Raw genomic sequence first — 18,763 nt, forward strand, 5'->3', positions numbered from 1 at the left:
GTAAACACTCACCCTACCTGGTGAGTGTTTACTAACCACGAAGGAGACATCATGAAGATCACCGTGCTGGGGGCGACCGGCGGCGTCGGCGGCGAGGTCGTCAAGCAGGCACTGGACCGTGGCTGGGACGTCACGGCCGTCGTGCGCGACCCCGCGAAACTCCGGCTGCCGGCCCACGTCGTCGTCGCCGGCCTGCACGACCACGAGAAACTGGCGGCCGCGATCGAAGGCCGGGACGCGGTCATCTCGGCGGTCGGCTCCCGCGACCGCGGGCCGACGACCGTCTGCGCGGACGGCGCCCGCGCGGCCATCGAGGCCGGCGCGAAACGCCTGCTGGTCGTCAGCGCCAGCGGCATGCACACCGAAGGCGACGGCTTCTTCACCCGCACCCTGGTGAAACCGCTGCTCAACACGTTCCTCAAGCACGGGTGGGCCGACATGCTGGCGATGGAGGACGTCGTGACGGCGTCCGGCGTGGACTGGACGGTGGTCCGGCCGCCGATGCTGCTCGACGGTCCCCGCACGGGCAAGGTGGCGAGCCGGCTCGACGGGAACGTCCGCACCTTCACCATCCGGCGCGCCGATGTCGCCGCGTACCTGCTCGACGCCGTGGCGGACCCCACGCTGATCAGGGCGAAGGTTTCGATCGCCCACGGCTAACTTCGAAGGATGGTGATCCTGGCTCAAGCCCTGTACGTCAAACGCAAGACCCCGCGGCTCCCCGGCGCCGCGGGACCGACCGAGGGGCTCGTGCCGGGGAACGGCGAGCCGTTCCGCCTGGCCGTGCTCGGCGAGTCCACTGTGGACGGCGTCGGCGCGGCGAACCACGAGGAAGCGCTCACCGGCTGCCTCGCCCGCGAGCTCGCGCGCGGCGGCCGCGCGGTGCGCTGGCAGGCGGTCGGGCGGACCGGCGCCAACGCGCGGGTCGTCCGCGCCGAGCTGGTCCCGTTGCTGCGCCCGGCCGACCTGGTCGTGGTCGCCCTCGGCGTCAACGACACCATCGAGCTGCGGACGGCTCCCGCGTACCGCCGTGACCTGCTCGAACTGGTCGTCGAGCTGCGGCGGCGGCTCGGTCCGGTCGACGTCCTGCTGGCCGGGGTGCCGCCGATGTCCCGCTTCCCGGCGCTGCCGCGGCCGCTGCGGGACGTCCTCGCCGCCCGCTCGACCGCTCTCGACAAGGCGGCCGCCGCCCTCGCGAAGGTCCCCGGCGTCCGGCACATGCCGATGGACCCCGCCCTGCTCGACCCGGCCGCCTTCGCGTCCGACCGCTTCCACCCGGGGCCCGCCGGGTACGCGCGCTGGGCCGAAAACCTGGCACTCCCCGTGATCGGTTAGCCGCGCTGCGTCGATCTTCGAAAAAAGTTCGAGATTCGGGTATCTGGCGGTGCCGCCACTGCGTCCTGTGGAGCAGCCAAGCACGGAGATGGGAACGAGGCAGGGGGTGCCGAGTTCGGAAATGCGCGGTGACCGGGAGCCGAGGGGGCTACCGGACACCGTAGGCCGGGTGCCCTTCGGGGGAGGGGACATCCGGCGGGCCCGTTGGGGAGCGGGCCCTTGAGGGAGGGGAGTACCGGTCGGCGCGGGTTCACCCGCTCGCGTCGGCCGGTACCTCCCTCGATCGCCAGTTGACCGAAAGCGCGACCGACGAAGTAAGTGACCTTGATGTATCCGAGATCCACCTGCACGCTCCTTCCCCCCGAAGGACCCGCGATACTGCCGTTGCCGACTCGAAGACTTTTCCGAAGAGGGGCAGATACCGTGACCGACGTGCAGACCACCGAGGTAGACCCGCCGTGGGAAGGCCTGACCGGCGCCGAGCTGCACGCCGCGTGCATGCGGGCGGCCCGCGACGGCGACCGCCGCGCGATGGACCGCCTCGTCGCCGAGCTGACCCCGCTCGTCTGGCACGTCGCCCGCGCCAACGGCCTCGACCGCTCGGTCGCCGAAGACGTCGTGCAGACCGTGTGGCTGGCGCTGTTCAGCCAGCTCGGCAAGCTCCGCGACCCCAAGGCCCTCGCCGCCTGGCTCATCACGACCACCCGGCGCGAAGCCACGCACCCCTTCGGCCGCCGCATCCAGCCGGTGCCCTTGAGCGACGAAGTCGCCGAGGCCATGCCGAGCACCCAACCGGCACCCGAAGACGAAGCCGTCCGCGCCGACCGCGACCGCCGGGTCTGGCGCGCCTTCGTCCGGCTGCCCCAACGCTGTCAGGAACTGCTCCGGCTGACCGTCCTCGCGGGTCGCGCGGAGTACCAGCTCGTCGCCGAGGCGCTGCGCATGCCACGCGGCAGTGTCGGACCGACCAGGGGGCGCTGCCTCGACCAGATGCGCGATCTCCTCGCCAGTGAAGGGGGAAGCCGATGAACGACCTCGGAACGCCGGGCGAGGCCTATTCCGACGATCTGATCCTGGCCGGCATCGGCCGCTTCCTCGACGAACTGGACCCGCCACCGGGAGACCTGGTGCAGCGGGTCCAATTCGCGCTCGCCCTCGAAGACCTCGACGTCGAGGTCGCGCGGTGGGAGCGGCTGGACAACCTCGCCGGCGTGCGCGGCGGCGGCACCGGGACGATCACGTTCACCGTCAGCGACCTGACGGTGATGATCAACCTGACCAAGATGGGCAAGCTGCACCGCATCGACGGCTGGCTGGTGCCCGCCGGCCAGTACGGCGTCGAGGTGCGCGTCGCCGAGCACGGCACGACGTCCACGACCGCCGACGAAGGCGGCCGGTTCGTGCTGGACAACGTGCCGCGCGGGACGACGCAGATCCTCGTGCACCTCGGTGACGTGTCGTGCCGCCGGACGGTCGTGACACCGACGGTGGTGCTCTAACCGAGGAAGTCGGCCAGGGGGACGGGGGTCAGCCCGTCCTTCTTCGCCTGCTCGACGAACGCCGTGTAGTCCTCTTTGAAGGTCTTGCGGAAGTGCATCAGCACGATGTCGCCGGGCTTGAGCTTGTCGCCGGCCTGGAACTGGACGTGCCCGTCGTTGACCGCGGCGGTCCACAGCACCGCGACGCGCATGCCGCACGCGGCCGCCGCGCGCAGCGTGTTCTGGTCGTAGTTGCCGAACGGCGGCCGGAAGAGCGACGGCCGCACGCCGAGCTCCGTCGCGAAGTCGTCGGCGTCGTCGCAGATCTCCTTGCGCTGGAACTCGAACGGCTTGCCCTTGAGGTTCGGGTGGTCGACCGTGTGGTCGCCGAGGGTCGCGCCGGTCGCGTCGAGGATCTGCTTGAAGTACGCCTCGTGGCCCTTCACGTACTTCTGGTTCAGGAACAGCACCGGGTGGGTGCCGTTCTGCTGCATCAGCTTGAGCGCGTCGGGGTCCTTGACCGCGCCGTCGTCCATGGTGAGGAAGACGTACGGCTTGTCGGTGGTGATCCGGCGGACCACCGGGACCTGGCCGTTCTCGACCGCGGGCGCCTTCTGCTGGACGGTGCCGAACGGGTACGGCGCCGACGTCGTCGTCCCGGGCCCGCCCCCGGGTGCCGGGTTCGGCTGGCTGGTGCCGAACTCCGTCCGGTCCGGCTCGCTCGTCGAGCAGGCGGTCAGTGCCAGTGCCGCGGCGGCGACCACGGCTGCGACGCGCTTCATCCCGCGTCCCCCTTTCGCGTAGCGAAGAACTACCCGATCGGGTGACGCGGGGGTGGCGGTGGAAGTTGCGTCCGCTGATCTTGTGTGGCCGGGGCCACCCAGGTCAGCGTCCGGTTTCGGCCGCCTTGACCAGCTTGCCGGAGAACAGCCGGATCACGCGTTCGAGTCCGGCCGCGAGGATCGGGCCGCTGCCCTTGACCGGCTCGGTGAACGATCCGGTCCAGCGCAGGTGTGTGCCGCCGTCGGCGGTGGGCGTGAGGAGCACTTCGGCCCGGTAGTCCTTGATCGGGTTGGCGCCGAAGAACGTGTAGACGTGCTTGCGGCCGGGCTCGTACTCGACCGTCTCCTCGCGGATCAGCACCGGCCAGAGACCGACCTCGCGGACGGCGCCGACACCCGGGCCGGGCCGCTTCCAGCGAGCCTGGACGATGAGTGGCTTTCCCCACTCCGCCCAGCGCGGGCCCTCGGCCTCGCGCGCGAACAACGCCTCCGGCGGAGCCGTGCTCGTGCGGTTGACCTCGAAGGAGAACTTGCGGCCCACCGGAACCTCCCACGTTGTTGACAGATTGATAATTAAGCGTTCCCGGCAGCGTAGGTCAAGATGGGGGCGTGAGCACGCCGCGTCCCGACCTCGCCGCGCCGCACTGGCTGACCCAGCTCCTGCGCAGCAAGCCGGTCCCGGTGCCGTGGAACATGGTCGCTCGCGCCGTCGTCGCGCTGGCCGTGCCGCTCGCGATCGCCTACGCCGCCGGGGACATCGCCGTCGGCGCGCTGATCTCGACCGGCGCGCTGCCCGCCGTGCTGTCCGAATCGGCCGGTCCCTACCGCTACCGCGCGCGACGCCTGGGCGGCGCCACGCTCGCCGCGACCGCCGGGTACCTCGTCGGGCTGCTCACCGGCGGCACGCCCGCACTGTCCGTGCCGGCGGTGATCCTGGTCGCGGCGGTGTCCGCGCTGATCAGCGCGGCCGGCAGCAACGCCTCGGTCGCCGGGCTGCAGATGTTCGTGTTCTGCGTGCTCGGCACCGGCCAGCACGCGACCGGCGTGCGCGTCGAAGTCCTCTTCGGCTACTTCTGCCTCGGCGCCGCCTGGAGCTTCCTCGTCGCGCTCGTCAGCTGGACGTTCCGGGCGACCAGCCCCGAACGTTCCGCCGTCGCGCACGTCTACGTCGAGCTGGCCGCGATGCTCTCGGCGACCGACGAAGCCGTCTCGCGCGTCGCACGGCACCGGCTGACCACGGCCATGAACACCGCCTACGACCAGCTGCTCACCGCGCGCTCGTGGCTGTCCGGCCGCGACGCCGCCTACCGGCAGCTGCTCAACCTGCTCTCGGCGACGACGCCCGCGGTCGAGGCATCGGTGGCGATGGTCAACGCCGGCCGCCGCCCGCCGCAGGACGTCATCGACCACTTCGTCGCGCTCTCGGCGTCGGTGCTGGCCAGCCAGCCGCTGCCGGAACCGCCGCCGAAGCCGGCCGACGACGGCGATCCGCTGCTCGCCGCGCTGTACGCCGGCCTGGTCCGGATCGGCAAGGGCGACGACCGCAAGCGCCGCGAGCCGACGCCCTGGTACCGGCGCCTGCGCACGTGGGCGGGCTCGCTCGCGTCCGGCCCGCTGACCTGGATCGCCGCGCTGCGGCTGACGTTGTGCGTCGCGATCGCCGAAGTCGTCGGGCTGCTCGTGCCGCTGGAGCGGTCGTACTGGATCACCCTGACCGTCGGGATCGTGCTCAAGCCGGACTTCGGTTCGGTCTTCGGCCGCGCGGTGCTGCGCGGGATCGGCACGGTCGTCGGCGTCGGGGTGGGGGCGGTCGTGCTCGGGGTCGGCGGGCACGGCTGGCTGCTGGTCGCGCTGATCGCGATCTTCGCGGGCGGCGTCGCGGTCGGGAAGGTGCGCAACTACGGCATCCTCAGCGCGTTCGTGACGCCGTTGATCATCCTGCAGATGGACCTGGCGAACACCGGCAGCTGGGACGTCGTGGTCGCGCGGCTGGTCGACACCGTCCTGGGCTGCTTGATCGTGCTCGTCTTCGGCTACCTGCTGTGGCCGGGCAGCCGTCGTCCGCAGGTCGGCGGCCGGCTGGCCGACGGCTTGGACGCCGTCGCGAAGTACGTCTCGTGCGCGCTGGTCGAGGCTTCCTCCGGCGACGCCCGGCTGGCGCGGTCGCGGGCCCGTCGCGGCGCCTACCGGGCGCTGGCCGACCTGCGGACGGCGTTCCAGCAGGTCGTCGTCGAGCCGTCGGCGAACGGCCGCCAGGCGGTGGCGTGGTGGCCGGTCATCGCCGCGCAGGAACGCGTCGCCGACGCCGTCACCGAGGTCGGCGTGACGATCGGCCGCGGCGTGGCGCCACCGGCGCCGGCCGACATCGAGCTGCTGACCGCCGCGCTGGACGAGCTGGCGTCGGCGATCCGCGAACAGCGCGAGCCGCGGTCGGTGCCGCTGCCGGACAACCCGCGGCTGGCCGGGGTGGTCGACCAGCTGGAGTCGGCGTTCGACGCCGTCCGCGGGCCCGACCTGGTGGAACGCACGCCGTTGCGGCTGGTCCGGCGGTTCCTGCCCTACCACAGGCGCACCTGACGTCCGTGCTGTTCAATTGCCGCATGGGAATCGACTTCGACGCGTTGAAGGGCAAGGCCGAAGAGGCCCTGCGCGAGCACAACGACAAGATCGAGGAGGGCCTGGACAAGGCGGCGGACTTCGCGAAGTCCAAGTTCTCCGGCCACGACTCGCAGATCGACGGCGGTGTCGAGAAGGCCAAGGACTTCCTCAACAAGTTCGACGACACGCCGGACCGCTAGTTACTGGACCTCGCCGGTCGCGATCCCGTCCGACAGCCCGGTGATCCGGCCGCCGCGCTCGCCGAGCGCGATCAGGCCCTGCCGCGCGTCCGGTGCCGAAAGGCTGATCCGGACGCCGGCGCGGTCGACGTCCAGGCTGGCGGCGAGCGCCTGCGCGCCTTCGTACCCCGCGTTGATCGTGGCCGCCAGCCCGCCGGTCGACGCGAGCGAGCCGCGTGCGGCGCCGAGCCGGCCGAGGGCCTCGTCGACGATCGGCAGCAGGGCGTCCCGGTTGCCTTCGGTCATCGCGCGCACGAGGTGCGGGTTCGAGCCCGCGACCCGCGTGCCGTCGCGGTAGGAGCCGGCGGCCAGCGACATGGCGAGCGGCCCGCCCTCGGCGCCGATGGTGGCGAGGATCGCCGCGAACAGGTGCGGCAGGTGCGAGATCCGGGCGACGGCTTCGTCGTGCGACTCGGCGGGCAGCGGGACGACGTGCGCCCCGACGTCCAGCACGAACCCCGCGACCTCGGCCCACGCCTCGAGATCGGTGTCGTCTTCGACGGCGACGACCCAGGCGGCGCCCTGGAACAGCGCGGCGTCCCCGGCCAGCCAGCCCGAGTTCGACGTCCCCGCCATCGGATGGCCGCCGACGTACCGCGTGTACGGCACGCGGCGGCGGACGGCGTCCAGGACCGGCGCTTTCACGCTGGTCACGTCGGTGAGCAGGCAGTGCGACGCGTGCTGGGACACCAGGCGCAGCAGGTCCTCGACGGCGGGCAGGGGCACGGCCAGCACGACCATCGCGTCGTCGGCGGCGGCCCGGTGCAGCGCGGCTTCGACGTCCGTCGTGACGTCGTAACCCGCTCTGCTGGCCGCGTCGGCGTCCACTTCGGAAACCGCGGCGCCGAACGCCGTGCGGCCGCTGGCGGCCGCCGCGCGCAGCAACGACCCGCCGATCAGCCCGAGCCCGATCACGCATACGTCTCGCACGGGCCCCATCCTGCCAGTGCCGGACGCATTAAGGGCTACAGCGCGGCGGCGAGCCTCGTTCCCTGGTCGATCGCGCGTTTCGCGTCGAGTTCCGCGGCGACGTCGGCCCCGCCGATGAGGTGCACCGGCAGCCCCGCGGCCCGCAGCTCGTCGGCGAGGTCCCGCACGGGCTCCTGACCGGCGCAGACGACGACCGTGTCGACTTCGAGCAGCCGCGGGGCGCCGTCGACGGTGATGTGCAGGCCGGCGTCGTCGATCTTCTCGTACGCCACGCCGGGGATCTGCTCGACGCGCTTCGCCTTGAGCGCGGCGCGGTGCACCCAGCCCGACGTCTTGCCGAGCCCGGAACCGATCCCGGACTTCTTGCGCTGCAGCAGGTACACCCGCCGCGGCGACGGCTCGGGCTTCGGCGTCGTGAGCCCGCCGGGCGCCTGTTCCGGGTCGGTGACGCCCCACTCGGCCATCCACGCGTCGAGGTCGAGCGCGGGCGAATCCGTGTGCGTGAGGAACTCGCTGACGTCGACGCCGATCCCGCCGGCCCCGATCACGGCGACCCGCTCGCCCACCGGCTTGCCGTGCCGGACGACGTCGACGTACGAAAGCACCTTGGGATGGTCGATCCCGGGCAGCGACGGCACACGCGGCGCGACGCCGGTGGCCAGCACGACCTCGTCGAACCCGGTCAGTTCGCCCGCCGACACGCGCTTTCCGAGGTGCAGCTTCACGCCGGTGACCTCGAGGCGCCGCCGGTAGTAGCGGATGGTCTCGGCGAACTCCTCCTTGCCGGGGATCTTCCGCGCGATGCCGAACTGGCCGCCGATCTCGTCGTCGGCTTCGAACAGCTCGACACTGTGGCCGCGTTCGGCGAGCGCGGTCGCCGCGGACAACCCGGCGGGACCCGCGCCGACGACGGCGACGTGCTTCGACCGCCGCGTCGGGGCGAGCGTCAGCGTGGTTTCGTGGCCGGCGCGCGGGTTCACCATGCAGGACACGAGCTTGCGCTTGAAGGCGTGGTCCAGACAGGCCTGGTTGCACGCGATGCACGTGTTGATCTCGTCTTCGCGGCCGGTCTCGGCCTTGCGGATCCACTCGGGGTCGGCGAGGAACGGCCGCGCCATCGACACGAGATCGGCGTCGCCGCTGCTCAGCGCTTCCTCGGCCACCTGCGGCATGTTGATCCGGTTCGACGTGACGACCGGGATGCCCACGTGCGGCTTGAGCTTCCCGGTCACCCAGGTGAACGCGGCGCGCGGCACCGACGTCACGATCGTCGGCACGCGGGCCTCGTGCCAGCCGATGCCGGTGTTGATGATCGTCGCACCGGCGGCTTCGACTTCTTGGGCGAGCGCGACGACGTCTTCCCAGCGCTGGCCGCCCGGCACGAGGTCGAGCATCGAAAGCCGGTAGACGATGATGAAGTCGTCGCCGACCTTTTCCCTGGTGCGCTTGACGATTTCGACGGCGAACCGGCGGCGCTTCTCGGGTGTGCCGCCCCAGGCGTCGGTGCGCTTGTTGGTGCGCTCGGCCAGGAACTGGTTGATCAGGTACCCCTCGGAGCCCATGATCTCGACGCCGTCGTAGCCCGCTTCGCGCGCGAGCGCGGCACAGTTCGCGAAGGCGTCGATCTGCTTGCGGACGCCATGGTTCGTGAGGCCGCGCGGCCGGAACGGGTTGATCGGTGCCTTGATGCTCGACGCGGACACGCTCAGCGGGTGGTAGGCGTACCGGCCCGCGTGCAGGATCTGCAGCGCGATCTTGCCGCCGGCCTCGTGCACCGGTGCGGTGAGCTGCCGGTGCTGCTTCGCCTCGGCGGACGTCGTCAGCTTCGAGGCGAGCGGCAGCAGCCAGCCGGTCTTGTTCGGCGCGAACCCGCCGGTGACGATCAGGCCGACCCCGCCGCGAGCGCGTTCCGCGTAGTACTCGGCCAGTTCGGGGAAGTGCGCGGCCTTGTCCTCGAGGCCGGTGTGCATCGACCCCATCAGGACGCGGTTGCGCAGCGTCGTGAAGCCGAGGTCGAGCGGCGACAGCAAGTTCGGGTACGGGCTCATCAGGCGTCCTTGGGGTGGTGGAGGGCGGCGAGGACTTCGTCGAACCACTCGACCTGGCCCTCTTCGACGCGGATGCCGCCGCGCAGGACCAGGTACTGGTGCAGGTGCCGGCCGTGCAGGCCCGCGGGCGCGGGGAAGTCGCGCTTCTCGATCTGGCGGTAGACGTCGAGGCGTTCGGCGTGCGCCGCGCGGTGCCGGACGATCTCTTCGGCGACCTTGGCCGGGTCGCCGAAGGTCGCGCCGCGGATCTTCACGGCCAATTCGACGGGACCGGCACTCGGATCCGGCTCGGCGAGCCAGCGGACGAGTTCGGCGCGGCCGCCGTCGCTGACCGTGTAGACCTTCTTGTCCGGCCGCCTCGACTGCGCGACGACGTCGACGGCGACCCAGCCGGCCTCTTCCATCCGCTTCAGCACGCGGTAGATCTGCTGGTGGGTGGCGCTCCAGAAGAGCCCGATCGACTTCTCGAAGCGGCGCGTGAGCTCGTAGCCCGAGCCGGTGCGCTCGGACAGCGAGACGAGGATCGCGTGCTCCAGTGCCATGGCACGAGGGTCCTATGCAACGAGTTGCAGTGCAACGAGGCGCGCATCACTTCACCCCGTGAGGGGGATAAATCGGGTCGACTACGCGCGCGAAACGACGAGGATGGAGAGAGTGCACCCGGTACTCGAACTGATCTCCGAACGGATGGCGACCGGCAGCGTCCCGGGCGAACGCACCGACGGCCGGAGGCTGGCGCTCGCCATCGAAGGCGGCAGCAGCCGCGGCACCTACTCCAGCGGCATGGCCCTGGCGCTGGACGAACTCGGCGCCGTCCCGGTCTTCGACGCCGTCTACGGCTCGTCGGCCGGAGCGCTGAACGGCGCCTGGCTGCTCAGCGGCTGTTCGTCGACGGGCGTGCGGACCTGGTGGAACCCGGTCGTCATGCGCCGGATCATCAACCCGCTGCACACCCTGCGCGGCCGCGCGGTGATCGACCTCGAATACCTCGTCCACCAGGTGTATTCGGTGCTGGAGCCGATGGACTTCCCGGCGATCCTGGCCAACCCGGTGACGTTCCACCCGCTCGCCACCGACGCGGACACGGGGGAGTCGACCGACCTGCACCCCTTTCTCGACGACGTCGACGCGATCAAGGTCGCGCTCGCGGCGTCGTCGTGCATGCCGGTGCTGGCCGGGCCGCCGATCCCGATGGCCGGCCGCCGGTTCGTCGACGCGGGCGTCGCGGAGCCGATCCCGTACCGGACAGCGCTGGCCCAGGACGCGACCGACGTCCTGGTGCTGCGCACCCGCCGTGCGGACGAACTGCCGCTGCCGCCACCGCGTGCTTACGACGTCGTCGTGCCGCGGTTCCTGCGTCGCCAGGCCCCGGGCGCGATCCCCGCGTGGCGCGACACGTTCCGCCGGGACGTCGAGGACGAGGAGGTGCTGGCGTCCGATCCGCGGATCCTGAGCGTCCGCCCGCCGAACGGGGCACCGGACGTGGCGGTGCTGGAGCGCGATCCGGAGGTGCTGCGCAAGGCCGTCGACCTGGGCAGGAGCGCGGTCCTCGACGTGCTGGAAGGCCTGCGCGAAGCCTCCTAGGGCTTGCGCGCGACGCCGCCGATCACCCGCGACTGCGACGGCGACCCGGCGAACACGGTGTCGTCGTCCGGGTGCCACGCCGGCGCGTAGACGAGCCCGGGTGCCAGCATCGGCCAGCCGCCGAAGAAGCGTTCGAACTCGGTCATCGTGCGCAGGAAACCCGGGTTCGTCGTCGTCTCGTAGTACTCGAGCAGGTCGACCAGGGCCTGCCGCTCGTCCTCGTTGACCGGGTTCTCGTTCGTCATCTGCGACAGCACCAGCAGCGACCCCGAGGGCAGCCGCTCGCGGTAGAACGCCAGCAGCTCGTCCGGCTCCTGCTCGTCCTTGATGAAGTGCATGACCGCGTTGATCACCAGCGCGACCGGCTCGCGCACGTCGATGACGTCCGACGCGGTGACGCGGTCCCAAAGGTCTTCCGGCTGCAGGAAGTCCGCGGCGATGGCGTGGTGGCGCTCGGGATCGGCGGTGTCGGCGAGCAGCAGCGTCGAGTGCGCGAGCGCGATCGGCTCGTTGTCGATGTAGAGCACGCGCGTGTCGAGCTCTTCACGTTCTTCATCGGCGACTTCGTGCACGTTGCCCGCGGTTGGCAGGCCGGAGCCGATGTCGACGAACTGCCGGATGCCCTCCCGGACGCACTGCCGCACTGCGCGGCCGAGGAACTGCCGGCTCGTCTTGCAGTACTCGCCCATCAGCGGCAGCCGCGCGCGGACCTTCTCGGCGAAGTCGCGGTCGATCGCGTAATGCGTTGTGCCACCGATGAAGTAGTCGTAGATCCGCGCCGCGGACGGCCGGTCGAGACTGCTTTCGACGGCCTTCAGCGCGTCGTCGTGGTTGATCATGCCGGTGCCGTGGCCTCCCGATAGGCGTTCACCGACTCTGTCAGGCGGTCCAGCTCGGCGCGCAGCCGGGCCACTCCGGCGTCGTCGAGGCTCATCGCGGTGCCGATCACGTCGGGGATGCCTTCCGCCTTCTCCCGCAACGCTTTCCCGGCGTCGCTCAGGCTGACGCGGACCGAGCGCTCGTCGTCGGCCTGGCGGTTCCGGACCACCAGGCCCGCGGTCTGCAGCCGCTTGAGCAGCGGCGAGAGCGTGCCCGAGTCGAGGTTCAGCTCGGCGCCGAGTTCCTTCACCAAGCGGTGGTCCTGCTCCCACAGCGCCAGCATGACCAGGTACTGGGGGTAGGTCAGGTCGAGGTCTTCCAGGACGACCCGGTACAGCGACGTCACGGCGCGCGACGCCGAGTACAGCCCGAAGCAGAGCTGGTCGTCCAGCCGCAGCGATGCCATGGCGCCCTCCTCTCTCGTAACACTCCATGGTTCCCGAGATCGCGCTGCGCGGCAACTTAAGTGCCCTGCATCTCATTGGACGTCATTCAGTTGTGCACAACTGAGTTGCGAGCTACTTTGGTGACACCAGCTCGAACCGAGGAGGACGACATGACCGCCAACCCGCACAACCTGGCCCTCGAACCGGCCGCGCAGGCGTTCGCCGAGGCCACCGACGCCCCGCCGTACCTGTTCCAGCTGCCGCCGGCCGAGGGGCGCAAGGCCGTCGACGGCGTCCAGGACGGCGACGTCGCCATGGCCGACGCGTCGATCGAGGTCATCAAGGTGCCGGGCGGCCCGACCGGCGAGGTCGAGACCCGGATCGTCAAGCCGGCCGGCGTCGACGGCCCGCTCCCGGTGATCCTCTACATCCACGGCGCCGGCTGGGTGTTCGGCGACTTCCACACCCACGAGCGGCTCGTGCGCGAGCTCGCGGCCGGCGTCGGCGCGGCCGTCGTGTTCCCCGAGTACGACCGCTCGCCGGAGGCGCGCTACCCGGTCGCGATCGAGCAGAGTTACGCCGTCGCGAAGTGGGTCGCTTCGAACGGTGCTTCGCAGGGACTGGACGCTTCGCGCATCGCGATCGCCGGCGACTCCGTCGGCGGGAACATGACCGCGGCGCTGACCATCCTGGCCAAGCAGCGCGGCGACGTCACCTTCAAGCAGCAGGTGCTCTTCTACCCGGTGACCGACGCGAACTTCGACACCGAGTCGTACCACCAGTTCGCCGAGGGCTACTTCCTCGGCCGCGAAGGCATGAAGTGGTTCTGGGACCAGTACACGACGGATCCCGCGCAGCGCGCGGAAATCACGGCGTCGCCGCTGCGCGCGTCGCTCGACGAGCTGGCCGGGCTGCCGCCGGCGCTGGTGATCACCGGCGAGGCGGACGTGCTGCGCGACGAAGGTGAGGCGTACGCGGCGAAGCTGCGTCAGGCCGGCGTGCCCGTCACGGCCGTCCGATACCAGGGGATCATCCACGACTTCGTGATGGTCAACGCCCTCCGCGAGACCCACGCCGCCGAGGCCGCGATCACGCAGGCCATCACCGTCCTGACCCGCGCTTTGGAGAAATAACTGAGAAATCGCTGAGTACGCCGCACGTTGCGGCCCTATGACGCAACTCACAGGGCCGCAACGTGCATGCCCGGTCAAACGTGATATATACGCGAGTCCGGGGGGTTCCGGGTGCGCATTCACTGCCCGCCCGGAAGGACCGTTCCCATGAACTTGAGCAGCATCCGGCTCGATTCGCCGGTCACCATGATCGTGGTGGTCGTGCTGACGCTGCTCGCGATCATCGCGGTCCCGTGGTTCTGGGACCGCTGGAAGCGCAAGCGCTTGTGGCGCAGCGCCACGATCCTGCTCGCGGTCGTGCTGCTGGTCCTCACGACCGGCATGGCGGGCAACCTGATCGGCGGGTTCTTCCCGACGGTCGGCTCGCTGCTCGGCACCGGTTCCTTCGCCGGCCAGGGCACCGACGCGGAGGCGTCGCAGAACGGCGAAGACCTCGAGAAGCTGCGTGACACGGGGGTGGCGCACGCCAAGGAGGGCAAGGGCACGGTCGTCCACATGAAGGTGACCGGCCGGCGCACGAAGCTGACCCGCGACGTCATGGTCTACCTTCCCCCGCAGTACTTCGACGCGGCGTACAAGGAACTGCGGTTCCCGGCGATCGAGTGGATTCCGAACTACCCGTCCGGCCCCGAGGTCTTCACGAGCGGCTACCACATGCCGGAGCAGCTCGACGCGGCGATCGCTCGGAAGGTTCTGCCGCCGGCCGTGGTGATCGTCCCGGACCCGACGGGCGTCCCGAAGGTCGGCCACGACACGGAATGCGTCGACGAGGTCAACGGAACGGCCAACGACACGTACCTGACGGCGGACCTGCGCGACTGGGCCCTGCAGAAGCTGGGCGTGTCCGCGAACCGCCGCGCGTGGACGCTCGCGGGCTGGTCCTCGGGCGGCTACTGCGCGATGAACCTGGTGACGCGCCACCCGCAGTGGTACGGCCAGGCGGTCAGCGTCAGCGGCTACGACAAGGCCCAGGTCGACGCGGAGACCGAGGACCTGTTCCACGGCCGCCAGGACATCAACGACGCCAACAACGTCCGGGTGAACGTCCGCCTCCACCCGTCGCCGGTGGAAATCCTGGCGATTTCGGGGGAGAAGGAGAGCTACGAGAGCTTCGCGATCGACCAGATCCGCGCGGCGGCCAAGCCCCCGCTCCAGTTTTCGTCGTGGCGGGTGCCGGACGCGGGCCACAACATGAACACGTTCAAGTCGCAGATCCCGGACGTACTGGCGTGGATCGGCGCGCACACGTCATCGCCCGCCCCGGCCGGGCGACAGGTCGAGACCACCGGTGGCGTGCTGCCGTGGCCGTTGCCGCGATCGGGTGCGCACGGCGCGCTGGCGGACACGGACCAGTAGCGCGGAAGGGGCCGACGCGCTGAACCCGTGAGCCGGCCCTGCTGCCGAGCCGCGAGCCGCCCCGCCGCCGAGCCGCTCACCCCAGCAGGGCCGTGACCACCGCCGTCACCCGCTTCGAAGCCGTCGCGTAGCTGACCGAAGCCGGGTGCTCGCTCAGCACCACCACGATGTACCGGTCCTCCTCGCCGACCAGGCCTGACGTGTGCAGCATCCGCGTCGGGTCGCAGCAGGACCAGCCCTGCTTCACCGCCCACGGCCGGCCACCGGCGGCGTCCGGGATGCCGAAGTACTGCCGGAAGCCGTCCGAACCCCGCTCGGTCGCGGCGCGCAGCGCGGTCATGATCGCGGCGGGCCCTTTCGCGAGCAGGTACTGGTAGATCTTCACCACGTCCTTGGCCGTGATCCGCGTGTCGCCCCACCGCCCGGGATCCGCGGGTGCCCGGGTGCCGGTGAGGCCGATCTTCCTGGCCCAGCCCGTCACGATCGCCGGTCCGCCGTACGCCGTCCAGAACCGGCTCGCGAGGTCGTCGTCGCTGCGGGACAGCATCCGCTGCACGTCCGCCGTGGGACCGCCGCGATCCAGCACCGCCAACGCGATCAGCAGCTTCACGAGCGACGCCGAGGTGTACGCGCGGTCGGCGTGCAGCGAGACGGTCGCCGCCCCGCTCTGCCGGTCGAACACGACGGCGCTGACGTTGCCCCCGGCCAGCATCCGGTCCAGCTCGGCAGCGTCCACCTTGGACGGCTCGGACTTCGGCGTCGCCTTGGGCGTCGTCGACGGACTCGGCGTCGGCGTGGGTTCGGGAGTCGCGCTCGCCGATTCCGACATCGTTGTCAGCGATTGTGTGACCGCGATCGCCTTGGGCGGCTGAGCCGGCCCGTGACCGATCGTGACCGCCACCGCGCCGATCGCCCCCACGCACAGTCCCACCAGGAAGATGCCGCTCAGCTTGCGCATGATCCGGATTGCCGGAAGCGCTCTCCGGCGTTCCCCGAATCGGGTGACTTTGTGGGATAGGTCTCGAACCACCCCGGATCCGGGAACGCTTCCGGGGCCTGCGGGCAAGCGCCGTCGTTTCGCTGCCTGTGTGCGCTGGGTACCTGTGTGCGGTGACGATCGTCACCACACTCTGGGAAGGACTGGAGTCATGACTCACGCGAAAGGCGCACGCATCCGGGTTCGCGGCCTGCAGCCGGCGCAGGTGCTGGCCGGGTTGGCCGGGATCGCGTTCCTCGTCGTCGGCATCATCGGGTTCACCAGGACCGGGGTCGGCAACTTCGCCGGCCACCACGACGCCGGGTTCTGGCGGTTCTCCGGCAACCCGCTCATGAGCCTGGTCCGCGTCGTGACCGGCGTCGTCGGCCTGCTGCTGGCGTTCGGTTCGGGCCGCGCCCGGACGTTCGGCTGGCTGCTCTTCATCTTCTACGGCGCCCTGTTCGTCTGGGGCCTGATGATCGACGGCCTCATTTCGACCAACCCGTTCGCCAACGCCGGCAACCCGATGGACCTCGGCCCCGCCGACACGTGGCTGCACCTCGGTGTCGCCGCGCTCGGTCTGCTGATCGCCGTCCTGCCGGCCCGCCGCACCATCCTCGTACCCGAGGACGAGACCGTCGACGAGCCGACGGTCGTCGAGCAGCGCACCGACCGCGCCGCGGACACCGACCGGGTCGCCGCCACGGACCGCACCGCCGCCACCGACCGCGTCGTCACCTCCGACGAGCGCCCGCGCCGCCGGTCGTTCCTGCGTCGGGACCACAACGAGCGAGGCCCGGAGGTCGCTCGTGAAGAGCGTCCGCCGGGCCTCGCCCACTAGTTCGTGGTAGCTCAGTAAGTGGTACCGCCCGAGCCGGAGTTGGTGCTCCCGGCTCCACTGTCAGCCGCCGGAGCCTGGTTGGCGGTGGAGCTGGGGGTGGTACCGACCTTGCAGCCGTTGGGCTCGATGACGAACCAGGTGCCGTTGACGCCCATGCCGTTCGCGTCGCCCGGCTTCAGGTCCTTCGAGAAGGTGTAGACCGGCCAGCCGCCGATGGTGACCTGCTCGGTGCCGTCGGTGCGCTTGATGCTGCCGAGGAGCTTCGAGTCGATGCCCTGCAGCTCGACCTTGCCGTTGGAGAGGACCGGCGGCCAGGTCTTGGCGCAGTCGCCGTTGCAGGCGGACGTCTTGGCCTTCTTGGTGTCCTTCTGGAACAGGTAGAGGGTCATGCCGTTCTGGTCGACGATCGCCTCGCCGAGCCCGTCGATGTTGCTGGCGCTCAGCTTGACGACGCCGGCTTCGCTCGCGGCCTGCCCGGCCTTGCCACCCTTGGCGTTGGCGGCGTACCAGGCGCCACCGACGCCCTGACCGGTCGCGTCGCCGGCCTTGGTGTCCTTGGCGTAGCGGTAGAGCGCCCACCCGCCGACGGTGATCTGCTCGGTGCCGTCGGAGCGCGTCACCTTCCCGACGAGGTTCTTGTCGATCCCCTGCACCTGGACGTCCCCGGTGGCCAGCACCGGCGGCCAGGCCTTGGCGCAGTCACCGTCGCAATTGGACTTCGGCGGCTTGGCCGTGTCCTTGTCGAACCGGTAGAGGGTCATGCCGTTCTGGTCGGTGATCACCTGCCCGACGCTCGCGACGTCCGCGACGACCAGTTTCGACTCGTTCGACGCGGGGGCGGCGTTGCCGACCTGCCCGTTGGCGATCTGGCCGCCGCCGGTGCCACCGGCCGCTGCGGGGGCGATGACCGGCTGAGCAGTTTCGGCACCCGAGCAAGCGGTGAGCACTGCCAGCCCGGCTGCCGCCGCGGCGACGGAGACGGCGATGCGCGTGCGAAGCATGGAAGTTCTCCTTGTGTCCGTTGGGGTTTCCCGCCGCTCGGTGCGGCTGCTTGATACCCACTACACGGACGCCCGCCGGAGGCGGTTCAAAGAATTTTCGCCGCGGGTTCGCCCCAGGTCAGAAGGTGCCGCCCAGCGCCCGGTCGACGAGCGTCCCCGCGGCACCGGTGTAGGTGGCCGGGTCGAGGAGGGCGTCCAGCGCCGCGGGGGTGAGGACGTCGGTGATCTCGGGCAGCTCGTCGAGCACGTCCCGCAGCGGCCGGTCGTCCTGGACGGCCCGTCGGGAGGCCTCGCCCAGCAGCTCCTTGGCTTTGGCCTTGCCGAGCAGAGGCGCGAGGACGGCGGAGAGCCGTTCGGAGACGATCAGCCCGTGCGTCGAGGCCACGTTCGCCCGCATCCGCGCGGGCTTCGCGGTGAGCCCACGCGCCAGTTCGACGGCGGTGTGCGCGGCACCGCCGGTCAGCCGGAGGCATTCGCGGATCAGCTGCCATTCGGCGTGCCAGACGCCGGCCGAGCGTTCGTCCTCGGTCAGCATCGACTGCGTGACGCCGGCAGCCAGCACGGGCACCTGCAGCGCGGCCGACCGGATCAGCGTCGCGAGCACGGGGTTCCGCTTGTGCGGCATGGCCGTGGAGCCACCCCGCCCATCGGCGGCCGGTTCGACGACCTCGCCCAGCTCGGTCCGGGTGAGCGTGGCGACATCGACGGCCAGCTTCCCGAGCGCCCCCGCGGCAAAGGCGAGAGCACCGGCGAGGTCGGCGACGGGCGTGCGCAGCGAGTGCCACGGCAGGACGGGCGCGGCCAGCCCAGTCTCGTCGGCGAACGCGGCGACGAGCCGTTCCGCATAGTCGCCATCGGTGGCCTGGTCAGCCGCGTCGGCGAGATCCTGGCCCCCGCCCCACTCGCCGGCGCCGGCTTGCCCGGCGTAGGCCGCCAGCTCGGGTGATGCCGCGGCGGACTGCTCGGCGTGGGGCGGATATCCGGGCGGTGCCGCGGTGGGTTGCTCGGCGTGGGTCGGATGTCCGGGCGATGTCGCGTCGGGCTGCTCGGCGTGGGTCAGCTCTCCGGGTGATGCTGCGGCGGGCTGCTCGGCATGGGGCGCCTGCTCTGGCGACGCCGCGTCGGCGGTCGCGTCGAGGAGATCCTGGCCCCCCCCCCCCCCCCCCCCCCCCCCCCCCCCCCCCCCCCCCCCCCCCG

The 18,763-nt window shown here is 71.0% G+C and carries 20 protein-coding genes; 10 read left to right on the forward strand and 10 right to left on the reverse strand.

Features of this window, described 5'->3' with window-relative positions:
- The first annotated feature begins 51 nt into the window (after nucleotides 1-51).
- The 4 genes from ACERZO_RS28725 to ACERZO_RS28740 all read left to right on the forward strand — a co-directional run bounded on the left by ACERZO_RS28725 (nucleotide 52) and on the right by ACERZO_RS28740 (nucleotide 2,834).
- Nucleotides 52-660, forward strand: a complete 609-nt coding sequence (locus tag ACERZO_RS28725; protein WP_372667861.1) for an NAD(P)-dependent oxidoreductase — start codon at nucleotides 52-54, stop codon at nucleotides 658-660.
- A 9-nt stretch (nucleotides 661-669) separates the two neighbouring features.
- Nucleotides 670-1,335 (forward strand): SGNH/GDSL hydrolase family protein, encoded by a 666-nt coding sequence (locus ACERZO_RS28730; protein ID WP_372667862.1) that lies wholly within the window; start codon nucleotides 670-672, stop codon nucleotides 1,333-1,335.
- Between the two features lie 423 nt (nucleotides 1,336-1,758).
- The gene (locus tag ACERZO_RS28735; RefSeq protein ID WP_086673579.1) at nucleotides 1,759-2,364 is read left to right on the forward strand and encodes an RNA polymerase sigma factor; all 606 of its coding nucleotides are present in this window, start codon (nucleotides 1,759-1,761) and stop codon (nucleotides 2,362-2,364) included.
- On the forward strand, nucleotides 2,361-2,834 hold the full coding sequence (locus ACERZO_RS28740) for a carboxypeptidase regulatory-like domain-containing protein (RefSeq protein ID WP_372667863.1): 474 nt from the start codon (nucleotides 2,361-2,363) through the stop codon (nucleotides 2,832-2,834). Before ACERZO_RS28735 ends, ACERZO_RS28740 begins: the two co-directional genes overlap by 4 nt.
- Here the strand turns inward: ACERZO_RS28740 and ACERZO_RS28745 are convergent.
- Both ACERZO_RS28745 and ACERZO_RS28750 read right to left on the reverse strand, forming a co-directional pair.
- Nucleotides 2,831-3,595 (reverse strand): polysaccharide deacetylase family protein, encoded by a 765-nt coding sequence (locus ACERZO_RS28745; protein WP_372667864.1) that lies wholly within the window; start codon nucleotides 3,593-3,595, stop codon nucleotides 2,831-2,833. The genes ACERZO_RS28740 and ACERZO_RS28745 overlap by 4 nt on opposite strands.
- Nucleotides 3,596-3,698: 103 nt before the next feature.
- A complete protein-coding gene (locus tag ACERZO_RS28750) occupies nucleotides 3,699-4,136 on the reverse strand; it encodes an SRPBCC family protein (protein ID WP_372667865.1) in 438 nt (145 codons plus the stop codon).
- Between the two features lie 68 nt (nucleotides 4,137-4,204).
- Between ACERZO_RS28750 and ACERZO_RS28755 the strand changes: the two genes are divergently transcribed.
- Nucleotides 4,205-6,172 (forward strand): FUSC family protein, encoded by a 1,968-nt coding sequence (locus ACERZO_RS28755; RefSeq protein WP_372667866.1) that lies wholly within the window; start codon nucleotides 4,205-4,207, stop codon nucleotides 6,170-6,172.
- Between the two features lie 23 nt (nucleotides 6,173-6,195).
- Complete coding sequence (locus ACERZO_RS28760; RefSeq protein WP_372667867.1) at nucleotides 6,196-6,393, forward strand: antitoxin; 198 nt, start codon at nucleotides 6,196-6,198, stop codon at nucleotides 6,391-6,393.
- On the opposite strand, the gene ACERZO_RS28765 is transcribed toward ACERZO_RS28760, so the two are convergent.
- Genes ACERZO_RS28765 through ACERZO_RS28775 form a run of 3 tightly spaced genes read right to left on the reverse strand, consistent with a single transcriptional unit; the run spans nucleotide 6,394 to nucleotide 9,952 of the window.
- Nucleotides 6,394-7,347 (reverse strand): prephenate dehydrogenase, encoded by a 954-nt coding sequence (locus tag ACERZO_RS28765; RefSeq protein WP_372667913.1) that lies wholly within the window; start codon nucleotides 7,345-7,347, stop codon nucleotides 6,394-6,396.
- 50 nt (nucleotides 7,348-7,397) lie between these two features.
- Nucleotides 7,398-9,410 carry an FAD-dependent oxidoreductase gene (locus tag ACERZO_RS28770; protein WP_372667868.1) on the reverse strand — a complete coding sequence of 671 codons (2,013 nt, stop codon included), beginning with the start codon at nucleotides 9,408-9,410 and terminating at the stop codon, nucleotides 7,398-7,400.
- Nucleotides 9,410-9,952: a PadR family transcriptional regulator gene (locus tag ACERZO_RS28775; RefSeq protein ID WP_372667869.1), complete on the reverse strand. Its 543-nt coding sequence runs from the start codon at nucleotides 9,950-9,952 to the stop codon at nucleotides 9,410-9,412. The genes ACERZO_RS28770 and ACERZO_RS28775 overlap by 1 nt, the downstream gene beginning before the upstream one ends.
- Nucleotides 9,953-10,055: 103 nt before the next feature.
- Between ACERZO_RS28775 and ACERZO_RS28780 the strand changes: the two genes are divergently transcribed.
- Complete coding sequence (locus ACERZO_RS28780; RefSeq protein ID WP_372667870.1) at nucleotides 10,056-10,994, forward strand: patatin-like phospholipase family protein; 939 nt, start codon at nucleotides 10,056-10,058, stop codon at nucleotides 10,992-10,994.
- Here the strand turns inward: ACERZO_RS28780 and ACERZO_RS28785 are convergent.
- Nucleotides 10,991-11,833, reverse strand: coding sequence for an SAM-dependent methyltransferase (locus ACERZO_RS28785; protein WP_372667871.1), 843 nt, complete (start codon nucleotides 11,831-11,833; stop codon nucleotides 10,991-10,993). The genes ACERZO_RS28780 and ACERZO_RS28785 overlap by 4 nt on opposite strands.
- A complete protein-coding gene (locus tag ACERZO_RS28790; protein WP_372667872.1) occupies nucleotides 11,830-12,279 on the reverse strand; it encodes a MarR family winged helix-turn-helix transcriptional regulator in 450 nt (149 codons plus the stop codon). Before ACERZO_RS28790 ends, ACERZO_RS28785 begins: the two co-directional genes overlap by 4 nt.
- A 150-nt stretch (nucleotides 12,280-12,429) precedes the next feature.
- Between ACERZO_RS28790 and ACERZO_RS28795 the strand changes: the two genes are divergently transcribed.
- Nucleotides 12,430-13,392 (forward strand): alpha/beta hydrolase, encoded by a 963-nt coding sequence (locus tag ACERZO_RS28795; RefSeq protein ID WP_372667873.1) that lies wholly within the window; start codon nucleotides 12,430-12,432, stop codon nucleotides 13,390-13,392.
- A 147-nt stretch (nucleotides 13,393-13,539) separates the two neighbouring features.
- Nucleotides 13,540-14,748, forward strand: coding sequence for an alpha/beta hydrolase (locus ACERZO_RS28800; protein WP_372667874.1), 1,209 nt, complete (start codon nucleotides 13,540-13,542; stop codon nucleotides 14,746-14,748).
- Nucleotides 14,749-14,824: 76 nt separating this feature from the next.
- On the opposite strand, the gene ACERZO_RS28805 is transcribed toward ACERZO_RS28800, so the two are convergent.
- Nucleotides 14,825-15,706 (reverse strand): hypothetical protein, encoded by an 882-nt coding sequence (locus ACERZO_RS28805; RefSeq protein ID WP_372667875.1) that lies wholly within the window; start codon nucleotides 15,704-15,706, stop codon nucleotides 14,825-14,827.
- A 190-nt stretch (nucleotides 15,707-15,896) separates the two neighbouring features.
- Between ACERZO_RS28805 and ACERZO_RS28810 the strand changes: the two genes are divergently transcribed.
- A complete protein-coding gene (locus tag ACERZO_RS28810) occupies nucleotides 15,897-16,565 on the forward strand; it encodes a DUF4383 domain-containing protein (protein ID WP_372667876.1) in 669 nt (222 codons plus the stop codon).
- Between the two features lie 11 nt (nucleotides 16,566-16,576).
- Here ACERZO_RS28810 and ACERZO_RS28815 read toward each other — a convergent pair whose 3' ends face one another.
- Nucleotides 16,577-17,566: an SCO0930 family lipoprotein gene (locus tag ACERZO_RS28815; protein WP_372667877.1), complete on the reverse strand. Its 990-nt coding sequence runs from the start codon at nucleotides 17,564-17,566 to the stop codon at nucleotides 16,577-16,579.
- A 118-nt stretch (nucleotides 17,567-17,684) separates the two neighbouring features.
- Nucleotides 17,685-18,763 (reverse strand): lyase family protein (locus ACERZO_RS28820; RefSeq protein WP_372667878.1); only part of this gene is annotated, 1,079 nt, incomplete at its 5' end.

The sequence above is a fragment of the Amycolatopsis kentuckyensis genome (assembly GCF_041679295.1).
Classification (GTDB): domain Bacteria; phylum Actinomycetota; class Actinomycetes; order Mycobacteriales; family Pseudonocardiaceae; genus Amycolatopsis; species Amycolatopsis kentuckyensis_A.

Excerpts from the sequence above, each read along its gene's own strand:
- ACERZO_RS28745 (WP_372667864.1), bottom strand. The coding sequence starts at position 3,595 with ATGAAGCGCGTCGCAGCCGTGGTCGCCGCCGCGGCACTGGCACTGACC.
- ACERZO_RS28730 (WP_372667862.1), top strand. The coding sequence starts at position 670 with ATGGTGATCCTGGCTCAAGCCCTGTACGTCAAACGCAAGACCCCGCGG.
- ACERZO_RS28725 (WP_372667861.1), top strand. The coding sequence starts at position 52 with ATGAAGATCACCGTGCTGGGGGCGACCGGCGGCGTCGGCGGCGAGGTC.
- ACERZO_RS28800 (WP_372667874.1), top strand. The coding sequence starts at position 13,540 with ATGAACTTGAGCAGCATCCGGCTCGATTCGCCGGTCACCATGATCGTG.
- ACERZO_RS28760 (WP_372667867.1), top strand. The coding sequence starts at position 6,196 with ATGGGAATCGACTTCGACGCGTTGAAGGGCAAGGCCGAAGAGGCCCTG.
- ACERZO_RS28770 (WP_372667868.1), bottom strand. The coding sequence starts at position 9,410 with ATGAGCCCGTACCCGAACTTGCTGTCGCCGCTCGACCTCGGCTTCACG.
- ACERZO_RS28815 (WP_372667877.1), bottom strand. The coding sequence starts at position 17,566 with ATGCTTCGCACGCGCATCGCCGTCTCCGTCGCCGCGGCGGCAGCCGGG.
- ACERZO_RS28810 (WP_372667876.1), top strand. The coding sequence starts at position 15,897 with ATGACTCACGCGAAAGGCGCACGCATCCGGGTTCGCGGCCTGCAGCCG.
- ACERZO_RS28790 (WP_372667872.1), bottom strand. The coding sequence starts at position 12,279 with ATGGCATCGCTGCGGCTGGACGACCAGCTCTGCTTCGGGCTGTACTCG.
- ACERZO_RS28780 (WP_372667870.1), top strand. The coding sequence starts at position 10,056 with ATGGAGAGAGTGCACCCGGTACTCGAACTGATCTCCGAACGGATGGCG.
- ACERZO_RS28795 (WP_372667873.1), top strand. The coding sequence starts at position 12,430 with ATGACCGCCAACCCGCACAACCTGGCCCTCGAACCGGCCGCGCAGGCG.
- ACERZO_RS28775 (WP_372667869.1), bottom strand. The coding sequence starts at position 9,952 with ATGGCACTGGAGCACGCGATCCTCGTCTCGCTGTCCGAGCGCACCGGC.
- ACERZO_RS28785 (WP_372667871.1), bottom strand. The coding sequence starts at position 11,833 with ATGATCAACCACGACGACGCGCTGAAGGCCGTCGAAAGCAGTCTCGAC.
- ACERZO_RS28805 (WP_372667875.1), bottom strand. The coding sequence starts at position 15,706 with ATGCGCAAGCTGAGCGGCATCTTCCTGGTGGGACTGTGCGTGGGGGCG.
- ACERZO_RS28740 (WP_372667863.1), top strand. The coding sequence starts at position 2,361 with ATGAACGACCTCGGAACGCCGGGCGAGGCCTATTCCGACGATCTGATC.